The following is a 17,981-nucleotide window of genomic DNA, read 5'->3' on the forward strand; positions in this document are numbered from 1 at the left end:
CTCAGCCGCGACGACGGCGCACGGTGTCTATGGCGACCTTGAGCTCCGGCACGCGGAAGACGAACAACAGCAGCAGATACACCGCTCCCGCTGCCGCGGCGATGACCGCGGCGCCGAGTGCACCCCAGAGCTTGTCCTGCACCATCCAGCCGTCCGTGCCCCCGCTCAGCAGGAACACCGTGTAGCCGACGCCGCCGGCGGGGATCGCCATCAGCACGAAGCGGGCGAGTGCACTCCACGTGCTGCCGAGTCCGAGCGGTCCGATCTTGCGACGCAGCAGGACCGTGGCGAGCACGGTCTGCACGATCCCGGAACACGCTTGGACGAGGGCGACTGCGGCGGCGCGCCATTCGAGCGGGACGGAGAAGGCGACAACGATCGTGAAGACGAGCACCAACGAGGCCTGCACCACGGTGAAGATGAACGGGGTTCGCGCGTCGCCGTACGCGTAGAACGTGCGCTGCACGATGAACAGCACTGCCATCGGGAGAAGGCTCACCAGGAACGCCAGGAGCACCGGCGCGATCAGCGCCGCCTCACCCGCGCCGTTGCTGAACACACGCGAGGCCGGGACAGCGGCGGCCGCGACCGCCGCCGTCGCGACGATGACGAATAGACCCAGGATCCGGATCGACTGGGCGATGTCGCCACGCAGCTCGTCATCGCGCCCCGCCGCGGCATGCTCGCTGATCCGCGTGAAGTACGGGGTCCCGATCGCGAGGATGATCATCGAGTACGGAACCATGTACACCAGCCATGCGTTCTGGGATGCGAACACGGACGGGTGGTCACCGGAGGCCACCGAAAGGGTCTGCGTCTGCACGATCCCCACGAGTTGACCGATGAGCGTCGTCATCAGCGTCCAGGTCGCCAGCGTGCGCATGTGCCCGAGACCCATGCCGCGCCACCGGAAGTCCAGTCGCAGCGGAATACCGGCTCTGCGCCAGAAGAAGACGAGAACGACGGTCTGAGCGACGATTCCAAGCGTGGCGGTACCGCCGAGCACCATCACCATCGTCGGATCCCATGCCGAGACTTGGCTGAGGTTCGAGCCGAACAGCATCATGAACACGAGGAAACCGATGATCGACACGACGTTGTTCATGATCGGCGCCCAGGCGTACGGTGCGAAGATCTTGCGGGCGTTGAGGATCTCGCCGAGCAGGGCGAACATTCCGTAGAAGAAGAGCTGCGGAATGCACCAATAGGCGAACTGCGTCGCCAGCGCGTGCTGCTCGGCCGAATAACCCGCAGAGGCGTAGAGGCTCACCAGCAGCGGTGCACAGAAGAACGCGACGATCGTGACGCCGCCGACGAGCACGAACCCGAGTGTGAGCAGTTTCGCGAGGAAGGCGTGTCCGCTGTCCTTCTGGGCTGTCGCCCGCACGACCTGGGGAACGATCACGCCCGTGAGCACACCTGCAGAGATGACCTGGTAGATGCTGTTGGGCAGCATGTTGGCTGTCGCGAAGGCATCCCCCGCCTGGCCGATCGCGCCGACCGCCGAGATGAGCACGACCGTGCGCAAAAGTCCCGTGATGCGGGATGTGAGCGTACCCGCCGCGATCATGGCGCTGGCGCGACCGAGTCCCATGCGTGTGGTGTTCCCCTCCGCGCCCGTCGTCGGTGATCCGACGTCAGACGGTGCGATCTCAGACGGTGCGGATGATGCCCATCGGGGTGGACTCGCGTCCCTGCCCGAGCGGGTTGTCCTTCAGGATACGCACGAGCCGCTGTTCTCCGACCTTGTCGAGCGTGGAACCCAGGATGTTCCCACCGAGATCGTTGATGTCCACGACCGCGACATCGGCGGTGCCGCCGATGAGCGTCTTGAGATGCGTGGCGACCTGACGCGGATTCTTCGGGCCCAGCACGACGGCCTCGTTGTACGGCGGGATCGTGTGCGAGGTGGGTCCGTCGATCGCGCGCGCCTTGTCACCGGCGATGCGGTAGAAGTCGCCCTTGCGCCCGAACGCCTTCGTCACCGCCGCGACGGCGGCCGCGAGCAGGATCCGGGGCGTGCCGCATTCGCGCAGCGCCATCTCCATCGTCTCGGGCATACCGAGGCCGATGCCGTACGGCGTGCGCGTGACGTACTTCGACAGGAACAGCGCGAGCTTGCGCGGCTGGATCTCATCGAGGCGGTACGAGCGCCCCTGCGTGATAGCCACGATCTTCTCGGTCACGAACAGCAGGTCGCCGGGCTGCACGGCGTCCTTCGCGTACTCGGTGACGATCTGATCGATGTCGTCCTCCGGCATCACGACGCGCGTGCGCAGCGGGATCCGGGCGTACTTCTTGCCGTCGACGCTCGCCTCGAGCGCCTTGCCGTCGTTCGCCTGCATCACTCGAGGTAGTCCCGCAGCGACTGCGAGCGACTCGGGTGGCGCAGCTTCGCCATCGTCTTCGACTCGATCTGGCGGATGCGCTCGCGCGTGACGCCGAACGTGTCGCCGATCTGGTCGAGCGTCTTGGGCTGACCGTCGCCCAGACCGAAGCGCATGCGGATCACGCCGGCCTCGCGTTCGGAGAGCGAGTCGAGCAGCTGCTCGAGCTGACGCTGCAGCATCGTGAAGCCCACGGCGTCTGCCGGGACGACGGCCTCGGTGTCCTCGATGAGGTCGCCGAACTCGCTGTCGCCGTCCTCGCCGAGCGGCGTGTGCAGCGAGATCGGCTCGCGACCGTACTTCTGCACCTCGACGACCTTCTCAGGCGTCATGTCGAGTTCGCGGCTGAGCTCTTCCGGAGTGGGCTCGCGACCGAGATCCTGCAGCATCTGACGCTGCACACGAGCGAGCTTGTTGATGACCTCGACCATGTGCACCGGGATGCGGATCGTGCGGGCCTGGTCGGCCATGGCTCGGGTGATCGCCTGACGGATCCACCAGGTGGCGTAGGTCGAGAACTTGAAGCCCTTGGTGTAGTCGAACTTCTCGACCGCACGGATCAGACCCAGGTTGCCCTCCTGGATCAGGTCCAGGAACTGCATGCCGCGGCCGGTGTAGCGCTTGGCGAGGGAGACCACGAGGCGGAGGTTGGCGCCGAGCAGGTGGCTCTTGGCGCGGTGGCCGTCGCGGGCGACCCACTGCAGGTCGAGACCGAGCTGGCTGGTCTTCTCTGCAGCCGTCATGTTCGACAGCTTCTCCTCGGCGAAGAGTCCGGCCTCGATGCGCATCGCGAGCTCGACCTCTTCGGCCGCGTTCAGCAGTGCGACCTTACCGATCTGCTTCAGGTAGTCCTTGACGGGGTCAGCGGTGGCGCCGGTGATCTGCGTCGAGTAGACGGGGACGTCGTCCTCGTCCTTGGACGTCAGGACGATCGCGCCGGTGGGAAGCGGCTCGGTGAACGCGGGCTTCTTGTCGTCCTCGTCAGCGTCGTCGGCGACGACTTCACCATCGGGAGCGTCTTCCTCGACGACGTCGTCAGCCTTCTTGCGCCGTGCCGGCGCCTTCTTCGCGGCGGGGGCCTTCTTGGCTGCCGGCTTCTTTGCGGCAGCGGTGGTCTCCGGCTCGACGTCTTCGGTCGAGGCAGCCTCGGCTGCGGTCTTCGTCTTCGTCGTCCGGGAGTTCTTGGTCGCGGCAGGAGTCACGTTTCGCCTTTCACGGGGCAGCGCGCCCGCCCCGGGACATTTCGGACACTAGTAAGACCCTTGTCAAGTCAGCAGCCTTGCGGCCGACGATTGACAACGGGTCGGATTACCAGTATCGCACACGATTGGCGATGCAAGCGCATCACGGTCTTGACATCCACGACTCGTGCGTGCTCCGGCCGTGCGCACTCCTCTTGGGATCCCAGATGCACCCTAGATGCACATGCACCTATGTGTGTTGTAGACTATGCGGCATGGAGTTGAAACACGCGATCCTCGGACTGCTCTCGATCCGTCCGTTGAGCGGCTACGACCTGGGTCGTGCTTTTGCCGACACAGTGGCGCACTTCTGGCATGCCGATCGATCCCAGATCTATCGGACGCTGGATCGGATGAGCGCGTCCGGGGAGATCAGTACGGAGGTGATTCCGCAGGACGGGAAGCCCGACCGCAAGGTGCACTCGCTGACCGATGTCGGACATCAGGAACTGATCGAGTGGCTGTCGTCCCCGCTTGAGGTCGACCAGTCCAAGGCGCCGTTCCTCGCGCGACTGTTCTTCGCATCCCAGATCGGCGGCGAAGGGGTGGCGCGACTACTCGACGAGCGGGAGCGCCAGATGGACGAGGCACTGGGCGAACTGTCCGCGATCGCGATCGAAGCCGATGACATGACGGGGCTTTTGCAGAAGGCGACGCTGCGCAACGGCCTGATCCACGCCGAGGCTGAACGGGAATGGGTGCGCGAGACGCGACGGATTCTCGGAACAGTCGAATCCTCCCGACACCCCGAGGAGTGACCGTGACCAACAAGAGCAATGCACACCGCCGTAGGACCGATCGCCGCTCACGGTCCGGGGAGGGATCCGCATGACGAAGACGATGTCGCCGCTGGCCGTCGAGACCCACTCACTGGTCAAGCGCTACAAGAACAAGACCGCGGTGAATGGCATCAGCCTGCGGATCACCGCCGGGGAGACCTTCGGCGTGCTGGGCTCCAACGGGGCAGGCAAGACCACCACGATGGAGATGATCGCGGGCCTCCGAAAGCCCACCTCTGGTTCGGTCCGCATCCTGGGTCTGGATCCGTTCACCGACCGGGCCGAGATCCGCCAGATCCTCGGTGTACAGCTGCAGCACGCCAATCTGCACGACGCCCTGACCGCCCGCGAGCTCGTCGATCTGTACCGCAGCTTCTATCCGAACCCATTGGACACCGATGAGGCGCTGGCAATGGTCGAGCTGCAGGAGCGAGCGAAGACCCGGTTCGGAAACCTCTCCGGCGGCCAGATGCAGCGTCTCTCGATCGCTCTGGCATTGGTGGGCCGCCCGCAGGTCGTGATCCTCGACGAGCTCACAACCGGGCTGGATCCCATGGCCCGCCGTCGGGTGTGGTCGACGATCGAGGCGCTGAAGGATCAGACCGTGATTCTCGTCAGCCACGCCATGGACGAAGTCGAACGGCTCTGCGACCGGGTGGCGCTCATCGACGCCGGCCGCATCGTCGCCCAGGGCACCCCGGAAGAACTGAGAACTCAGGCCTCCGCCGCCACCCTGGAAGACGCGCTCGTGACGCTGACCGGCGCGGCACTCGAGCACGAGAAGGAGTACGACCGATGACCACCATGACGATCCCCGGTGCCCGTGCTCGTCGTCCCGGGGGCAGAGCATGGATGCGGATGATCCAAGCCGAAGGCAAGATGATCACCCGCTCGACCGCGAACCTCGTCGTTCCGCTGGGGCTGCCCATCCTGCTCCTGGTCATGCAGGGTCTGAGGACGGACGACCTCGGTCAGGAAGTGGCCCCGGGCGTCACCGCGATGGACTACTACGCGCTGCCCGTAGTGCTGAGCATCGTCGTGACGTATATCGGCGTGATGAACTTCCCCAGCTTCCTGTCGACCTACCGCAAGACCAAGATCCTGCGCCGCCTGGCCGTCACCCCGGTATCTCCCGCCATGGTGATGGTGGCCCAGATGGTGGTCGGCCTGATCCAGGTACTGGTGGGCATCGTCCTCGCGTTCGCAGTCGCGATGCTGTTCTTCAATGCTCATCTTCCGACTGACATCGCCACGGCCGTGCTGGTGCTGCTCGCCAGTTGCACCGCGATGTACGCGCTGGGCATGGTCGTCGCCTCAGTGGCCCCGACGCCGAACACCGCGGCGGCCATGGGCCTGATCGCGTTCTTCGGAATGGCCGCGCTCGGCGGCATGTTCGGCCCCATGCAGAGCCTGCCGGAGCAGTTGGCCGAGATCGGATCCTGGCTGCCCTTCGGTGCCGCCGTCGAAGCGTTCCAGTCCACGTGGATCGGTGAGACCGTGGCCTGGCAGAACTGGGCGAGCCTCGGAGCCACCACCGTTCTCGGCGTCGGCGTGGCCGCAGCGCTCTTCCGTTGGGAATGATCGAGCACTCACGTCTGCGATTCGCAGAGGGACGCCTTGGCACCGGCTCCGATGTGCTCGGTATGGACCGGCACCTTCACACCCGGATCAGGACCGCGGTCGTTTGTCGTCGTCGCCCGGCGGACGGGTGGCGAGGTAGCGCTCGAGTTCGGCGGCGAGTTCATCTGCGCTGGGCAGATCGCGCTCGTCGAAGCCGCCCTCGTCGTAGCGGTCCATGTCCTCGGGGTCGCGCCCTGCCATGTACGCGTCGTAGCGGTTCTCGAGTGTCTGCACCATCTGGCGGAGCTCGTCGTTCCCCGCGACCTGATCGTTCACCTTCGTGAGGTAGTCCTCTCGGCTCTCGCGCAGGTCATCCAGCGCGAGCACGATACCCGTGGAGCCCATCACCCGGTCGGCGGCGGCGATCACGGCATCCGGATACTCGGTCTCGGCGAGATAGTGAGGCACGAGCAGGACGAAGCCGACGATGCGGTCGCCGCGTTCGGCGAAGCGGTACTCGAGCAGATGGCCTGCCGTCGCCGGCACTTGGGTACGCGGCCGCCAGACGGAGAGGCTCGCCGTGATCTCCTTGCGATTGCCGCTGACCGTCGTGCTGATCGGACGCGTGTGCGGCACAGGCATCGCGATCGAGTGCACCCAGCTGACACCGGACACGCCGAACTCCTCAGCGAGAGCCAGCACCTTCTCGCTGAACGCGTTCCACGCGAAATCGGGCTCGTAACCGGCGAGCAGGAGGAACTGCTGACCGAGGGTGTCGTGCGCGAGGGACAGCTCGAGGCGCGAAGGACGGAACTCGGTGAGATGGTCCTGCTCGAACACCACGATCGGGCGACGCGCCCGGTAGTCGAGGAGCACGTCGTTGTCGAAGACGACGACAGGCTGCGGGTCGGAGACGTCCCGCAGGTGATCGATGAGACCGGATACGGCGTTTCCGGCATCCGTGAATCCGGTGAGGAGGATCACGAGTGGCAGCCCCTGCGGGACGGCGGGGGCGTTGGCGACGCGTTCGTAAAGCTCTCCGGAGACGGGCATGCCTCCATGCTACGAGGACGGGATGCCGCCGGGGGCGGCTGCGTCATGCTCACAGCGAACAGAACTGGGGAACGCTGCGCCCGACGAGCCTAGGATGGAAGCATGACGCTTCCTGCGCTCTCGCATACCGATGACCGATTCCCCGGGAGCGCTGCCGACGCAGCAGTGCTCGTCGTCCCGGACACCGAAGCGTTCCCCGAGGCGCTGGAGGATTATCCAGGCCTCGCCGAGGTGCTCGCGGGCATCGGATTCACCGGTTCCGCCTCTGCGTTCGCTCGCGTTCATCTTCCTTCGCTGACTTCGACGCCGTTGGCCGTGGTCGGCGCCGGCAGCGCGCCGGACGGCGCGGCGGTGCGCGATGCCGCAGGGGCGGCGCTTCGCACGCTGACCGGATTCGATCACATCTCGCTCGCCCTTGCCGGCGACCTCGACCAGTTCGCCGCAGAGGCGGCAGAAGGCGCCGTCTTCGGCGGTTACCGCTTCGAGGGGTACCGCGCGAAGCCGGGCAAGACGCGTGCCGCCCGCGTGAGTGTGCACAGTGCGACGCTCACTTCAGACGACGTCTCACACGCCCAGATCCTCGGCGATGCACTCGCCCTCGTGAAAGACCTCGTCTCCGTCCCCGCCGAATGGCAGAGCCCCGCAGAGCTCGCTCAGAGTGCGGTCGACGCGGTCGCGGATCTCGATGTCACGGTCGAGGTGCTCGACGAAACGGCTCTCGCCGAGCAGGGATTCGGTGGCGTCCTCGGCGTCGCTCAGGGCTCCGATCGCCCTCCGCGCGTGGTTCGCCTCGACTACGCACCGGCGGATGCCGCCGCTCACATCGCGCTCGTCGGCAAGGGCATCACGTTCGACACCGGCGGCCTTTCCCTCAAGCCTGCCGCGAGCATGGTCGGGATGAAGTTCGACATGGCCGGATCGGCCACTGTGCTCGCCACTCTGCGCGCGATCGCGTCGCTGAAGCTGTCGGTGCGGGTGACCGCGTGGATGTGCATCACCGACAACATGCCCTCCGGCAAGGCGACCCGACCGGGCGACGTGCTGAGGATGCTCGACGGCACGACGGTCGAGGTGCTGAACACAGATGCTGAGGGCCGGCTGGTGCTCGCCGACGGTCTGGTGGCGGCGAGCCGCGAGCGGCCCGACGTGATCTTCGACGTCGCGACCCTCACCGGTGCCGTCCTCGTCGCCCTCGGACACCGTCACACCGGCGTCATGGGCGACGACGATGCTGTCGCGGAGTACCTCACCGTGTCCGAGCAGGTCGGCGAGCTCGCATGGCCGCTGCCGCTCCCCGATTACATGCAGGAGTCGCTGGACTCCCCCATCGCCGACATGATCAACGCCAACATGGGCGACCGCGCGGGCGGCACGATGTTCGCCGGACTCTTCCTGCAGCGCTTCGTCGGTCGCATCGGTGAAGAGGACGACGCGCCGCGCATCCCCTGGGTGCACCTCGACGTCGCAGGTTCCGCCGAGCACGGCAGCTCACCGTACGGGTTCACAGACAAGGGACCGACGGGGGCGACGGTTCGCTCGCTCGTCGCGTTCGCCGAAGCACGCGCACAGGAGGCATGATGACCACGCATTCGTTCGACATCGTCGTACTCGGTGGCGGCAGCGGCGGGTACGCCGCCGCCCTTCGAGCGGCCGAACTGGGAAAGACTGTCGCGCTGATCGAGAAGGACAAGGTCGGCGGGACGTGCCTGCACCGCGGCTGCATCCCGACCAAGGCACTGCTGCACGCCGCCGAGGTCGCCGACCACGTGCGCGACGCGGCATCCGTCGGTGTGTCAGCCACCTTCGAGGGCGTCGACGCCGCCGGAGTGCGCAGCTATCGCGAGAACATCGTCGCGAAGAAGTTCAAAGGTCTCGAGGGCCTCATCAAGGCCAGGGGCATCACCACCGTCGCCGGCCACGGGCACCTGAACGCCGACCGCAGCGTGAGCGTCGGTGACGACGTCTACGTCGGCGCGGACGTGGTGCTGGCCACCGGTTCGTACAGCCGTTCTCTCCCCGGCCTCGAGATCGGCGGACGCGTCATCACCAGTGAGCAGGCTCTCGCGCTCGATGTGATCCCCGAGCGCGTGCTGGTGCTCGGCGGCGGCGTCATCGGCGTCGAGTTCGCGAGCGTGTGGCGCTCGTTCGGCGCCGAGGTGACGATCATCGAGGCGCTGGAGCACCTGGTGCCGAACGAGGACATCGCCCTCAGCAAGGGGCTCGAGCGCGCGTTCCGTCGCCGCGGCATCGCGTACTCGCTCGGCACCCGGTTCCAGACGGCGACGCAGGACGACGCGAGCGTCACCGTCACGCTCGAGGACGGCAAGACCTTCACCGGCGACTATCTGCTGGTCGCCGTCGGGCGCGGGCCCGTCACGGCCGACCTCGGCTTCGAGGAGGCCGGTGTCACGCTCGAGCGCGGTTTCGTGACGGTCGATGAGGAACTGCGCACAGGCGTCGCAGGTCTCTGGGCCGTCGGCGACATCGTCCCGGGCCTTCAGCTCGCGCATCGCGGCTTCATGCAGGGCATCGACGTCGCCGAGCGGATCGCGGGGCTCTCCCCCGCACCGATCCCGGAATCGCAGATCCCGAAGATCACGTACTGCAACCCCGAGGTCGCATCCGTCGGGGTGACCGAGCAGGCGGCGGTCGCCGAACACGGCGCGGATGCTGTCACCTCCTACGAGTACAACCTCGCCGGCAACGGCAAGAGCGAGATCATCGGCACCGCAGGCCTCGTCAAGGTCGTGCGGCTCAAAGACGGTCCAGTGCTGGGCGTCCACTTGCTCGGCGACCGCGTGGGCGAACTCATCACAGAGGGCCAGCTCGCCGTGGCCTGGGAAGCCCACCCGGAAGACATCGCACCGCTCATCCACGCCCATCCGACGCAGAGCGAGGCCCTCGGTGAGGCGTTCCTCGCACTCGCCGGAAAACCACTGCACGCTCTCTGAACACCAACCGGTGTCAGGGTCACTAAGCTGAACATGTCACAAACATTCTTGAAGGAGACTCCGTCATGAGCACATCCGTGGTCCTCCCCGCTCTCGGTGAGAGCGTCACAGAGGGTACGGTCACCCGCTGGCTGAAGCAGGTGGGAGACACCGTGCAGGCGGATGAAGGCCTGCTTGAGATCTCGACCGACAAGGTCGATACCGAGATCCCCTCGCCGGTGTCCGGCGTGATCGAGGAGATCCTGGTCGCCGAGGACGAGACCGTCGAGGTCGGCGCCCTGCTGGCCAGGATCGGAGATGGCAGCGCGTCGGCGCCCGCCTCGGATGCTCCGGCAGCAGCCGAGCCCGCGGCAGAGACCGCTCCGACCGAGGCTGAGGCCGCACCGGCTGAGGCCGCACCGGCTGAGGCCGCACCGGCTGAGGCCGCACCGGCTGAGGCGGCACCGGCTGAGGCTGCGCCGGCGGCCGAGGCTGCTCCGGCGCCTGCCGCTGAAGCCGCACCGGCGCCTGCCGCCGAGGCCGCTCCGGCTCCTGCCGCATCCGGTGACTCCACCGACATCCTGCTCCCCGAGCTCGGCGAAAGCGTCACCGAGGGCACCGTCACCCGCTGGCTGAAGCAGGTCGGCGAAGAGATCGCCGTCGATGAGCCGTTGCTCGAGATCTCCACCGACAAGGTCGACACGGAGATCCCCTCCCCTGTCGCCGGCGTCCTGCAGGAGATCCTCGCGGCCGAAGACGAGACGATCGCCGTCGGCAGCGTGCTCGCACGCGTCGGCTCCGGTGCTCCGGCAGCAGCTGCACCGGCCGCTGAGGCTCCTGCACCGGCCGCTGAGGCTCCGGCTGCTCCGGCACCCGCTGCTCCGGCACCCGCTGCCGAGGCTCCCGCGCCCGCCGCTCCGGCACCTGCTGCCGAGGCTCCCGCGCCTGCAGCCTCGGCACCCGCTGCATCCGCCGCGGCCCCGGCCGCTCCGGCACCTGCCGCAGCTCTGGCGCCTGCGGAGTCGGCTCCGGCCGCGAGCGACAGCGTCTACGTCACGCCGCTGGTGCGCCGTCTCGCAACGCAGCAGGGTGTCGACCTCTCGACGGTCAAGGGCTCGGGCGTCGGAGGACGCATCCGCAAGGAAGACGTCCTGAAGGCTGCCGAGTCGAAGTCTGCGGCTCCCGCCGCGGCTCAGGCACCCGCGGCCGCACCGCTCGAGGTTTCGCCGCTGCGCGGCACCACCCAGCCGATGTCGCGTCTGCGCAAGGTCGTCGCCAAGCGCGCGGTCGAGTCGATGCAGCAGACCGCACAGCTCACCACGGTGGTCGAGGTCGATGTCACGAACGTCGCCAGCTACCGCGACAGCGTGAAGGCGGAGTTCCAGCAGAAGACGGGCGACAAGCTCTCCTTCCTGCCCTTCTTCGCATTGGCTGCGGCCGAGGCTCTGCAGGCGTTCCCGATCATCAACTCCACCGTCGACGGCGAGAACATCGTCTACCCCGACACGGAGAACGTCTCGATCGCCGTCGACACGGAGCGCGGACTGCTCACCCCAGTGCTGCGCGACGCCGCCTCGAAGAACCTGGCGCAGATCGCGCACGAGATCGCTGATCTTGCTGCACGTTCTCGCGACAACAAGCTGAAGCCCGACGAGCTCGCCGGCGGAACCTTCACGCTGACCAACACCGGATCGCGCGGCGCGCTGTTCGACACGCCCGTCGTGTTCCTGCCGCAGTCCGCCATCCTCGGCACCGGAACGGTCGTGAAGCGCCCCGGTCTGGTCAAGGTCGACGGCGTCGACGCGATCGCCGTGCGCTCGTACGTCTACCTTGCGCTGTCGTACGACCACCGCATCATCGACGGAGCGGATGCCGCCCGCTTCCTCGGTGCGATCAAGGCACGCCTGGAGGCCGCGGACTTCGCAGCCAATCTCGGAGCCTGAGCACCGCACCACCTAGATGTCGTTGTGGCGTTCGAGCACCATCATCTGCTCTGCGGCTCCGCTCCCGGCATCGATCGGTGTCAGGCGGATCACCGCGACATCACCGTAGTCGTCCACCAGTGAAGCGGTGCTCCCGGACGTGCCGAGCACGACGATGCCATCGGACGGAGACCGTGCGCCCTCCGCCACGGCGTCAGCACAGTGTTCGACGGCTGCCTCGACGCACGCACTGATCGCGTCGAGAAGGCCCGGCACCGCGTCGAGCGCACCGCCCTGGCCCGACGCCGAGTCCGACGGCACCGGTGCGGGTGTCGGTGGCGCCGTCGCCGGGGAGGGCTGCTCGCCATCGCCTAATGCATCAGGTTCTTCCGTGGTCTGCCCGGTCTGGGACGTCGCCACTGCCGGCGCCTCCCCGCCATCGCTGGGCCAGAGAAGCCCGACGATCAGCACGACGATCCCGAATGCCCCGGCCACGAGAACAGTCCGACGACGCGAAGGCTTCGCGGTGCGCGCATCGTCCACTCGACCTCGGGGCGCTGCTCTCGATCGCGCGGGCCGGCGAACGCGCGCTCGCTCGCGCAGGCGCTCCATGACCGCGCGCGCCTCCTGCATCCCCGTTCGCAGCATGGCGGACGCGCTGGACGCGGAGCTCTCTGCGCCCCTCGGCGCGTCGAGCGCGCGCCGCGTCGCCTCCGCGCGGCGACTCCCACCCGCAGCGCGGCGACTCCCACCCGCAGCGCGGCGACTCTCACCCGCAGCGCGCCGGGATCGCCTGCCCTCGATGGGGCGGGCCGCGGCATCCGCTGCCACGAGCCGGGGAGCGACAACGCTCACGCGCTCGGGCGCGAACACGTCGAGCTGCAGAGCCCGTGGCGCGGCGCGCGCGAACAGCTCCTCCTCCCAACGACGGTCGTCGTCGACGGGATGACGCGGCTGGCGCAGCGCAGACGCCGCTTCCTCCAGGTTCCTGATCGTGGCACGATCACTCTGCTGCCGCGCCGCGCGCTCGATCAGCGTCGCCGTGCGCGCCCTGGCGCTTCCGCCATCGCCGTGCACGAACAACGGGCGTCCGTCGCCGGTCAGCCACCAATCGCCGAGGACGTCGCCGTCCGCACCCAGCTCACGCACGCCCCGCAGCAGGCTCGCGACGAGGGTGCCAGACTCTCCCGGCGTGAGCGGCGCGCCCGAAGCCTCCCGCCGTGCCAGAAACGTCTCGACGCGTTGCGTGCACCAGGGCAGAAGCGCGTCATGCCCGTCGACCCGACGGCGGATGTCGAGCACCCCGCAGACGTGCTCGGATCCGGAGAACGCCCATCCCGCCCACTCCTGGAGCGTCTCGGTGTCGACGCACACGGCGACGCTCTCCTCGAACGCGACGAGCGTGCCGGCGAACGGCCCCTCCTTCCCGTCGATCGCGCGGATCACGCGATGCACCCCTGGGACAAGGGCGCCATGGTCGACTGCGGCATCCGTCTCGCTCATCGACCCATCACAGCGCAGAGCGTGCGCTGATGGTCCCGACAACCGAGGAATGTGCAGGGATCGGCGGTTTCCCCGGATGTGCAGGACGAGTGCGCCGCCCGCGAACGCGCACATGAACGACGCGCGGACTCGGTAGTCTTGTACTCATGGCTAAGCGTGCTCCAGAACCCGAGAAGCGTCCGGGGTTCTTCTCCCAGATCAAGTCCCTGTTCCGGTTCACGCGTGAGGTGTACGGCTGGCTCCCCTGGGCGCAGATCGCGATCCTCGTCGCGGGCGTAATGCTCGGCCTCGTCGTCGGCTACCTCATCCCGCCGTTCCAGGTGTGGACGCTCATCCTCTGGGCGATCACCGGACTCATGCTCGGCGTGCTCGGTGCCCTCTTCCTCATGACGCGCCTGTCGACCAACGCGATGTACGCGAAGATCGACGGCATGCCCGGCGCCTCCGGACACGTGCTGAGCACGAGTCTCGGCCGGAACTGGCAGGCCTCGGACACTCCCGTCGGCATCAACCCCAAGACGCAGGAGGCGGTCTACCGCGCGATCGGACGAGGCGGCATCGTCGTCGTGGGTGAAGGCGCCCGTGGCCGGCTCACTCGCCTCGTGAACGAAGAGCGCAGCAAGGCGCAGCGCGTCGCGAACGGCGTTCCCGTCCACGTGCTCTACGTCGGCCACGGTGACGACGAGGTCGCGATCGCCGACCTCTCGAAGACGATCAAGAAGCTCCCGAAGGCGATCAACAAGACGACGATGGCCGCGGTCATCCGCCGCATCGACTCCGTCTCGCAGTCGGTCTCGTCGCTGCCCATCCCGAAGGGCATCGACCCGACGAAGGTCCGCGCACAGCGTCCGCGCTGAGCCGAAGAGCGGTCACCGCCCGCCGGCTCACGCCACGGCGGCGACGTCAGCTCAGCGGTTCCTTCGGCAGGCGCCGCACCTTCGCCCTGCGACGGCGGCGCTCGGGGATCATCCCGCGCATCTCCTCGAGCTTCCCGAAGCACAGCAGTCGGTCATCGGCCTCGAGCACGACGTGCTTGCGCGGGTTGGGGATCACACTGACCCCGCGGTGCAGCGTCAGTACGGTGATGTCGCGCTCCCAGAGACCGGATTCGCCCAGCGTCTTGCCGACGAGTTCCGCCGCGTTGTGAACGAGCAACTCGGCCACGCCGTATCCCGTCGACACCGTCAAACGCTGACGCACGTCGATCTCGGGGAATGCGACCTGCCCGGCGATGTAGTCGATGATGGCTCCCGCCACGTCGAGATTGGTCGCCTGCTCGATGCCCTGCAGCCCGGGTGAGGAGTTCACCTCCATCACCAGGGGCCCCTCATCGCCTTCGAGCATGTCGACGCCGGCGACCCTCAGTCCCATGATCTGCGCCGACCGCACCGCCACCTGCTCGTACGCGGGGTCGAGCTGGACGCGCTCGACGCTGCCGCCGCGGTGCACGTTGGATCGGAACTCGTCACCCGCGGCCACGCGACGCATGGCCCCCACGACGCGGTCGCCCACGACGAGCGCACGGATGTCGCGTCCCCTGCTCTCCGCGATGAACTTCTGGATCAGCACGTTCTGCTTCGTCGAATGCAGCGTCTCGATGATCGCTTCGGCGACCTTCACCTGCGGGGCCAGGATGACGCCGATGCCCTGCGTACCCTCGAGCAGCTTGATGACCACCGGTGCCCCGCCGACCCGCTCGATCGCGGGACGCACATCGGCGCGATTGCGCACGAACGCTGTCGCCGGCATCGCGATGTTGTGGCGCGAGAGGATCTGGTTCGCACGGAGCTTGTCCCTGGCGCTCGAGATGCCGTTGGCCGTGTTGGGCGTGTACACGTCCATCTGCTCGAACTGGCGCACCACAGCGGTACCGAAGTAGGTGATCGAGCTGCCGACGCGAGGGAGGATCGCGTCGTAGTCGCTCAGCGGTCGACCGCGGTAGTGGAGGTCGGGTTCATCCGCCGTCAGATCGATCGCGAACTTCAGCGTGTTCAGCACCTTGACGTTGTGCCCGCGTTGAAGAGCCGCCGCGCGGAGGCGCTGCGTCGAGTACGCCTGCGGAGCGCGGGAGAGAACTGCGAGCTTCACGTATGTTTCCTGCCAAGATGTATCGAGTGACCAAGACATCTCATTCAAACACTCTTACGGGGTGGCGTGAATGGGTGAGCCTGCCTGACGCCGGAGTGGACTGGATCAAGGCCAAGGTCGACACCGGCGCGCGTACGTCCTCGTTGCACGCGTTCGACGTGGAGGAGTTCGAGCGCGAAGGCGAGGCCTGGGTCCGATTCCGTGTGAACCCCTGGCAGCACACCAACGCGGACGCCACGATCGTCGAGTGCCCCGTGCACGACAGACGCGCCGTTCGCAGCTCGTCCGGTCACGCCCAGCGACGAATCGTCGTGCTTCTCGCGATCCGTCTCGTCGATCAGCTCATCGTGTCCGAGGTCACCCTCAGCAATCGCGACGAGATGGGTTTCCGGATGCTGATCGGGCGGGAGGCGCTGCGTCGGGGGTTCATCGTGGACCCCGCGCGCTCCTTCCTGGGCGGCCGTGCCCCCAAGGAGACCCGCCGCCGCAATCGCGGGCGGAACTGACCCCGTCGAAGGGCTCCGGATCGGACTCAGGCGCGGATCAGGATGGTGCCCACGAGCTTGTCGTGCAGTCCTCGCTGGTCCTGATCCCAGATCACCGCGGGGATGACGACGACCAGCAGCAGTGTCCGCACGATCGGGCGCCAGAGGCCGACCCATCCCCCGCCCAGCATCACCAATCGCATACCGAGGATGCGGTGTCCCGGACTGCCGCCGATCGTCGGTATGAAGACGATCTGCACGACGGCGAAGATCACGAGCGTGGCGATCGAGTCGTACTGGAAGAACGCGATCGAGATGATCACGGCCGCCGCCCAGTCGATGGCGAGGGCGCCGATGCGACGGCCCACCCTGGCGACGCTGCGCGGGCCGGTCGTGGGGAGTCCGAGACGTTCGCCGGGGTATGTGTTCTCAGCATCCGTCACACGTCCAGTCTATCGGCGGTCTGTAACATGGCGGAAACATAGAGGACATGGCGGGGTAACCCCTCGGCCATAACCTGCTTGCAGCCTTCGAGGCCCCGATCCGCATCATCTGGAGTGATAAATGTTCACCGATTCGTCCGAGGTTCTGAGCTATATCAAGGAAAACGACGTCAAATTCCTTGACATCCGTTTCACTGATCTGCCCGGTGTCCAGCAGCACTTCAACATTCCCGCGTCGACGGTCGACGAGGCGTTCTTCACCGACGGCCAGCTGTTCGACGGCTCCTCCATCCGCGGATTCGCGAGCATCCACGAGTCCGACATGCAGCTGATCCCCGACGTCACCACCGCGTACGTCGACCCGTTCCGCGAGGCGAGCACCCTCGTGATGCTGTTCGACATCTACAACCCGCGCACGGGCGAGATCTACTCGAAGGACCCGCGTCAGGTCGCGAAGAAGGCGGAGAAGTACCTCGTCTCGACAGGCATCGCCGACACGGCGTTCTTCGCTCCCGAGGCGGAGTTCTACATCTTCGATGACGTCCGCTACTCGGTGACCTCGAACTCCAGCTTCTACAGCGTCGACTCGGAAGAGGGCGCCTGGAACACCGGCCGCGAAGAAGAGGGCGGCAACCTCGGCAACAAGACGCCGTACAAGGGCGGTTACTTCCCCGTGAGCCCGGTCGACAAGACGGCTGACCTCCGCGATGACATCACCCTCAAGCTGATCGAGGCGGGCTTCATCCTGGAGCGTTCGCACCACGAGGTCGGCACCGGTGGACAGCAGGAGATCAACTACCGCTTCGACACGATGGTGCACGCGGCGGACGACATCCTGAAGTTCAAGTACATCGTCAAGAACACCGCTGAGGAGTGGGGCAAGTCGGCGACGTTCATGCCGAAGCCGCTCTACGGCGACAACGGCTCCGGCATGCACACCCACCAGTCGCTGTGGAGCGACGGCAAGCCGCTGTTCTACGACGAGGCCGGCTACGGCCAGCTCAGCGACGTGGCCCGCTGGTACATCGGTGGCATCCTGGCGCACGCGCCGGCCCTGCTCGCCTTCACGAACCCGACGCTGAACAGCTACCACCGCCTGGTCAAGGGCTTCGAAGCTCCGGTCAACCTGGTCTACTCCGCCGGTAACCGCTCGGCCGCGATCCGCATCCCGATCACGGGCTCGAACCCCAAGGCCAAGCGCATCGAGTTCCGCGCACCGGACGCCTCGGGCAACCCGTACCTCGCGTTCGCCGCGCAGCTCATGGCAGGCCTCGACGGCATCAAGAACCGCATCGAGCCGCACGAGCCGGTTGACAAGGACCTCTACGAGCTCCCGCCAGAGGAGGCCAAGAACATCCCTCAGGTGCCGAACTCGCTGCTGGACTCGCTCGACGCGCTGCGTGACGACCACCAGTTCCTTCTTGAGGGCGGCGTCTTCACGCCCGAGCTCATCGAGACCTGGATCTCCTACAAGATCGAGAACGAGATCCTGCCGATGGCGCAGCGTCCCCACCCGTTCGAGTTCGAGCTGTACTACGGGGTCTGACCGACCCTGCCCCGGGGGAGCCCGCCTCAGCATCGCGCCGAGGC

General features: G+C 67.0%; 16 protein-coding genes. 9 read left to right on the plus strand and 7 right to left on the minus strand.

All coding sequences use genetic code 11. The features are described 5' to 3' along the window. Position 1: 1 nt before the first annotated feature. Genes murJ through ACNPNP_RS08700 form a run of 3 tightly spaced genes read right to left on the minus strand, consistent with a single transcriptional unit; the run spans position 2 to position 3,589 of the window. Positions 2-1,594 (minus strand): murein biosynthesis integral membrane protein MurJ, encoded by a 1,593-nt coding sequence (gene murJ, locus ACNPNP_RS08690; protein ID WP_448965633.1) that lies wholly within the window; start codon positions 1,592-1,594, stop codon positions 2-4. A gap of 58 nt (positions 1,595-1,652) precedes the next feature. Then, complete coding sequence (locus ACNPNP_RS08695) at positions 1,653-2,345, minus strand: coenzyme F420-0:L-glutamate ligase (RefSeq protein WP_448965634.1); 693 nt, start codon at positions 2,343-2,345, stop codon at positions 1,653-1,655. Beyond that, complete coding sequence (locus ACNPNP_RS08700) at positions 2,345-3,589, minus strand: RNA polymerase sigma factor (protein WP_448965635.1); 1,245 nt, start codon at positions 3,587-3,589, stop codon at positions 2,345-2,347. The genes ACNPNP_RS08695 and ACNPNP_RS08700 overlap by 1 nt, the downstream gene beginning before the upstream one ends. 254 nt (positions 3,590-3,843) lie before the next feature. Between ACNPNP_RS08700 and ACNPNP_RS08705 the strand changes: the two genes are divergently transcribed. From ACNPNP_RS08705 to ACNPNP_RS08715, 3 genes are all read left to right on the plus strand, one after another. Continuing rightward, positions 3,844-4,386, plus strand: a complete 543-nt coding sequence (locus ACNPNP_RS08705; RefSeq protein ID WP_448965636.1) for a PadR family transcriptional regulator — start codon at positions 3,844-3,846, stop codon at positions 4,384-4,386. Positions 4,387-4,456: 70 nt separating this feature from the next. Then, on the plus strand, positions 4,457-5,206 hold the full coding sequence (locus ACNPNP_RS08710; RefSeq protein ID WP_448965637.1) for an ABC transporter ATP-binding protein: 750 nt from the start codon (positions 4,457-4,459) through the stop codon (positions 5,204-5,206). Beyond that, positions 5,203-5,988 carry an ABC transporter permease gene (locus ACNPNP_RS08715; RefSeq protein ID WP_448965638.1) on the plus strand — a complete coding sequence of 262 codons (786 nt, stop codon included), beginning with the start codon at positions 5,203-5,205 and terminating at the stop codon, positions 5,986-5,988. The genes ACNPNP_RS08710 and ACNPNP_RS08715 overlap by 4 nt, the downstream gene beginning before the upstream one ends. 87 nt (positions 5,989-6,075) lie before the next feature. Here the strand turns inward: ACNPNP_RS08715 and ACNPNP_RS08720 are convergent, their stop codons facing one another. After that, positions 6,076-7,020 carry a proteasome assembly chaperone family protein gene (locus tag ACNPNP_RS08720; protein WP_448965639.1) on the minus strand — a complete coding sequence of 315 codons (945 nt, stop codon included), beginning with the start codon at positions 7,018-7,020 and terminating at the stop codon, positions 6,076-6,078. A 102-nt stretch (positions 7,021-7,122) separates the two neighbouring features. On the opposite strand from ACNPNP_RS08720, the gene ACNPNP_RS08725 reads away from it, so the two are divergent. From ACNPNP_RS08725 to sucB, 3 genes are all read left to right on the plus strand, one after another. After that, the gene (locus ACNPNP_RS08725) at positions 7,123-8,598 is read left to right on the plus strand and encodes a leucyl aminopeptidase (protein ID WP_448965640.1); all 1,476 of its coding nucleotides are present in this window, start codon (positions 7,123-7,125) and stop codon (positions 8,596-8,598) included. Beyond that, entirely contained in the window at positions 8,598-9,971 is a 1,374-nt protein-coding gene (lpdA, locus tag ACNPNP_RS08730) for a dihydrolipoyl dehydrogenase (RefSeq protein ID WP_448965641.1), read from the plus strand. Before ACNPNP_RS08725 ends, lpdA begins: the two co-directional genes overlap by 1 nt. Positions 9,972-10,036: 65 nt before the next feature. Further along, positions 10,037-11,893, plus strand: a complete 1,857-nt coding sequence (gene sucB / locus ACNPNP_RS08735) for a 2-oxoglutarate dehydrogenase, E2 component, dihydrolipoamide succinyltransferase (protein ID WP_448965642.1) — start codon at positions 10,037-10,039, stop codon at positions 11,891-11,893. A 12-nt stretch (positions 11,894-11,905) separates the two neighbouring features. On the opposite strand, the gene ACNPNP_RS08740 is transcribed toward sucB, so the two are convergent. After that, positions 11,906-13,375, minus strand: coding sequence for a hypothetical protein (locus tag ACNPNP_RS08740; protein ID WP_448965643.1), 1,470 nt, complete (start codon positions 13,373-13,375; stop codon positions 11,906-11,908). 146 nt (positions 13,376-13,521) lie between these two features. Here ACNPNP_RS08740 and ACNPNP_RS08745 point away from each other — a divergent pair, with 146 nt between their 5' ends. Then, positions 13,522-14,232, plus strand: coding sequence for a DUF4191 domain-containing protein (locus ACNPNP_RS08745; protein ID WP_448965644.1), 711 nt, complete (start codon positions 13,522-13,524; stop codon positions 14,230-14,232). Between the two features lie 46 nt (positions 14,233-14,278). On the opposite strand, the gene ACNPNP_RS08750 is transcribed toward ACNPNP_RS08745, so the two are convergent. After that, positions 14,279-15,463: a RimK family alpha-L-glutamate ligase gene (locus tag ACNPNP_RS08750; protein ID WP_448965645.1), complete on the minus strand. Its 1,185-nt coding sequence runs from the start codon at positions 15,461-15,463 to the stop codon at positions 14,279-14,281. 17 nt (positions 15,464-15,480) lie between these two features. Here ACNPNP_RS08750 and ACNPNP_RS08755 point away from each other — a divergent pair, with 17 nt between their 5' ends. Then, a complete protein-coding gene (locus ACNPNP_RS08755; protein WP_448965646.1) occupies positions 15,481-15,969 on the plus strand; it encodes an ATP-dependent zinc protease family protein in 489 nt (162 codons plus the stop codon). A 26-nt stretch (positions 15,970-15,995) separates the two neighbouring features. On the opposite strand, the gene ACNPNP_RS08760 is transcribed toward ACNPNP_RS08755, so the two are convergent. Beyond that, positions 15,996-16,391, minus strand: a complete 396-nt coding sequence (locus ACNPNP_RS08760) for an RDD family protein (protein ID WP_448965647.1) — start codon at positions 16,389-16,391, stop codon at positions 15,996-15,998. Between the two features lie 121 nt (positions 16,392-16,512). On the opposite strand from ACNPNP_RS08760, the gene glnA reads away from it, so the two are divergent. Beyond that, on the plus strand, positions 16,513-17,937 hold the full coding sequence (gene glnA, locus ACNPNP_RS08765; protein WP_448965648.1) for a type I glutamate--ammonia ligase: 1,425 nt from the start codon (positions 16,513-16,515) through the stop codon (positions 17,935-17,937). Positions 17,938-17,981 lie beyond the last annotated feature (44 nt).

It is taken from the genome of Microbacterium xerophyticum (assembly GCF_053543555.1).

Bases quoted from the DNA above. Each gene is read 5' to 3' on its own strand.
- sucB (WP_448965642.1), top strand. From the start codon at position 10,037: ATGAGCACATCCGTGGTCCTCCCCGCTCTCGGTGAGAGCGTCACAGAG.
- ACNPNP_RS08695 (WP_448965634.1), bottom strand. From the start codon at position 2,345: ATGCAGGCGAACGACGGCAAGGCGCTCGAGGCGAGCGTCGACGGCAAG.
- ACNPNP_RS08720 (WP_448965639.1), bottom strand. From the start codon at position 7,020: ATGCCCGTCTCCGGAGAGCTTTACGAACGCGTCGCCAACGCCCCCGCC.
- ACNPNP_RS08725 (WP_448965640.1), top strand. From the start codon at position 7,123: ATGACGCTTCCTGCGCTCTCGCATACCGATGACCGATTCCCCGGGAGC.
- murJ (WP_448965633.1), bottom strand. From the start codon at position 1,594: ATGGGACTCGGTCGCGCCAGCGCCATGATCGCGGCGGGTACGCTCACA.
- ACNPNP_RS08740 (WP_448965643.1), bottom strand. From the start codon at position 13,375: ATGAGCGAGACGGATGCCGCAGTCGACCATGGCGCCCTTGTCCCAGGG.
- ACNPNP_RS08710 (WP_448965637.1), top strand. From the start codon at position 4,457: ATGACGAAGACGATGTCGCCGCTGGCCGTCGAGACCCACTCACTGGTC.
- ACNPNP_RS08715 (WP_448965638.1), top strand. From the start codon at position 5,203: ATGACCACCATGACGATCCCCGGTGCCCGTGCTCGTCGTCCCGGGGGC.
- glnA (WP_448965648.1), top strand. From the start codon at position 16,513: ATGTTCACCGATTCGTCCGAGGTTCTGAGCTATATCAAGGAAAACGAC.
- lpdA (WP_448965641.1), top strand. From the start codon at position 8,598: ATGACCACGCATTCGTTCGACATCGTCGTACTCGGTGGCGGCAGCGGC.
- ACNPNP_RS08755 (WP_448965646.1), top strand. From the start codon at position 15,481: ATGTATCGAGTGACCAAGACATCTCATTCAAACACTCTTACGGGGTGG.
- ACNPNP_RS08745 (WP_448965644.1), top strand. From the start codon at position 13,522: ATGGCTAAGCGTGCTCCAGAACCCGAGAAGCGTCCGGGGTTCTTCTCC.
- ACNPNP_RS08705 (WP_448965636.1), top strand. From the start codon at position 3,844: ATGGAGTTGAAACACGCGATCCTCGGACTGCTCTCGATCCGTCCGTTG.